This is a genomic window from Geminicoccus flavidas (assembly GCF_009806515.1).
In the GTDB taxonomy this organism is placed as follows: Bacteria; Pseudomonadota; Alphaproteobacteria; order Geminicoccales; family Geminicoccaceae; genus Geminicoccus; species Geminicoccus flavidus.
Genome location: NZ_WUJP01000955.1, coordinates 1 through 2,789, shown reverse-complemented (window position 1 = coordinate 2,789; position 2,789 = coordinate 1). Strand labels below are relative to the sequence as shown.

Annotated in this window: 1 protein-coding gene; it reads right to left on the bottom strand. The window is 74.1% G+C overall.

Features of this window, described 5'->3' with window-relative positions; all coding sequences use genetic code 11:
- Positions 1-29: 29 nt before the first annotated feature.
- Positions 30-2,789: alpha-2-macroglobulin family protein (locus EQG76_RS27435; RefSeq protein WP_321573519.1), on the bottom strand; the 2,760-nt coding region annotated here is incomplete at its 5' end.

Here is a 2,789-nt window from a genome sequence, read left to right as displayed (position 1 = left end):
GGCCAGCAGGCAGTGCCGCCAGCCAGCCGTCACCTTGCCGTCACCTCGAGCCGGCCCTGGCGCGTCCGGGCGAAGCTCGCCGGGTCGTACATGTCCTCGATCCGGGACGCCGGCCAGACGAACTGGCCAGGCGTGGTGGCGCGGGCGACATAGGCCAGGCGGAAGCTGGGCGACCAGCCGTCCAGGGCCGCGGCGAAGCGGTCGTCGCGCGAGACGCTGGCCGATGGCTGGGTGAGGTCGCTCAGCCAAGCGAGTTCGGCCGGGCGGGCCGGGCTCAGTTCCAGCGGCTCGATCTCCAGCCCGGCCGGCAGCAGGTCGACCAGCAGGATCCGGCGATCCCCGGTCTGCCGGACCGTCCCTTCCAGGAGCACGACCACGCGTTCGCCCTGGGCGAGCGCGGTCCGGCCAGGCCGATCGGCGGCCTGTACCACGGGCTGGCCATCCAGCCGCAGCACCCGCCGCCGCAGGGCGAAGCCTTCCTCGGCGGCCGGCTGCGGCTCCACCGGCAGGCCCGCCACGGTGATCGTCCGGTAGAGCGGCTCGGTCCCGCTATGCTCGATCCGCAGCGGCGCCATGCCCGGCCGGATCGCCTGGACCAGGTGCAGCGGCCCGGAGACCGGACGGCCGTCCAGACGGATGCCGGCCTCGGCTGTCGGAGCCTGGAGCAGGCTGGCGCCAGCACGCAGCAGCCAGGCCTGGGACTGGGTGTCCAGCGCGCCGGGATCGCCATAGGCAGACGCGATCTGGGCCAGCCGCCGGTCGCGCTCGTCCGCTTCGATCAGGCCGGCCTCGAGCAGCAGCGCTAGGCTGCCGGCCGCATCGCGCAGCTCGCTGCCATAGTCCATCAGTGGGGCGTCGGCCTGGCGGACACCGTTCAGCGAAGCCGCCACTGCCAGGCCCCGCGGCCGGTCACCAGTGGCGGCGATCGCGGCGGCGAGCTGCGCCCGGGCGAGGTCGCTCGGCAGGTCCGCCAGATAGCGCCCCTCGAACCAGCGCAGGGTCGCGGCGTCGAGCCGGCCGAGCCTCGCCAGGACATAGGCGGCATAGGCCCTGGCCTGCAGGCCGGCGGGACTGGGGTCGTCAGCGGAGAAGGCGAGCGCCAGGCGCTCGGCAAGCTGGTCGAACGGCCGCAGCGGCACGTGGATGCCCTGCTCGCGGGCACGCAGCAGGAAGTCGCCGACATAGGCCGAGAGCCAGGTCTCCACCGGCGACCTGGGCGTCCACAGGCCAAAGCCGCCGCCGGCATTCTGCAGATCGACCAGCCGCCGCACGCTATCCTGCAGGCCGACCGTCGCCACCGCCGGTTCCGGCCCCAGGCCCAGGGCCGGGCGCAGGATACGCGCCGCCAGGAGCGGGGCCGCCTTGCTGACCGTCTGCTCGACGCAGCCATAGGGGTAGGTGGAAAGGCTGTCGATCAGCCGCGCCAGCCCCAGTTCCGGCAGCGGCCCGACCGAGATCTCGGCCTCGGCAGTACCAGGAAGGAAGTCGCGGCCGAGATTGTCGTCGATCACCAGGGTCTGGCCGGGCGCCAAGTCGGCAACAGTCCGCTCGGCCTGGAACGGCCAGGGGCTGCGCACGGCCAGGGTGAACCGGCGCTCCAGCCTGGCGCCGTCCGGCCCGGTCAGTGCCAGCCGGACCGTGGCCGTGCCGGGCGCCGTCCCGGCCTGTGCGGTGACGCGGCGGCGGGCCGACCGGCCCGGCGCCACCTCCATGGCCAGCGGCCCTGCCGGATCGAGCGTCAGCGGGCCGTCAGCGGCAAGCTCCGCCTGCCACTTGCCGAGGGGCCCCTCGCCCGGCTGCACCTCCAGCACCAGTTCCGCCTGGTCGCCCGTGCCGAGAAAGCGCGGCCGGGTCAGCTCGGCCACCACCGGCCCGCGCACGAGGATTTTGGCGTCCGCCTGGCCGACCCGTCCGGCACTCCAGGCCACCACCGAGACGGCCAGGCGGCCGTCGAACGCCGGGACCGGCAGGCCGACGGTGGCGCGCCCCTCCGCATCCACGGCCACTGGCCCAGCCACCACGCTCACGATCCGGTGGCTGCGCACCGTGTTGCCGGTGAACTGCAGCGCCATGCGGGCATCGCCGCCGGTCACGATCCGGCCGCGCACCCCGTCCGGGTCGATCAGCCGGCCATAGACATCGCGCAGCGTGACACCGAGCGCCCGCTGACCGAGGAAGTAGCCGGCCGGATCGGCCGGCTGGTGGCCGGTCATCTGCAGGACGGCATCGTCGACCGCCATCACCGCCACGAAGGCGGATTCGCCCGGCGTCAGGTTCTCGATCTCGACCGCCACTGGCAGGGGTAGTTCCGGACGGGCCGCTGCCGGCAGGTCCAGCGCCAGCTCCAGCGTGCGCCCGGCACGCCCGCCCGGCAGAGGCAGCACGCCTACGGCGCGCGCCGGCAGGCGTGGATGGGCCACGCCGGGTGCCGCCAGCGCGGTCGCCAGCACATAGCGGCCACCCACCTCTGTCAGGTCGGCCGAGCCGGTCGGCAGGGTGACGAAGCCGCCGTCCGGCCCCAGTTCCACGACCGTGGTCGCATGGATGCTGGTGTCGGCCAGCGCCAGGATCACCCGGGACTGGTAGGGCGGCCGGACGAACAAGCGCAGTCCGGCATTGTCCTCATTACCGGCTGGCCGGATCTCCACCCTGTCCGGTCGCTCCGCCGCATCGGCCACCGACCACCAGCCCGCGGCAAAGCGGACGCTGGCGAGGCTGCCGGCCAGCGGGTCGGCCAGCTCGATCCGGTAGCGGCCGCTGGCAACGCCATGCTCCAGCCGAACCGTCCC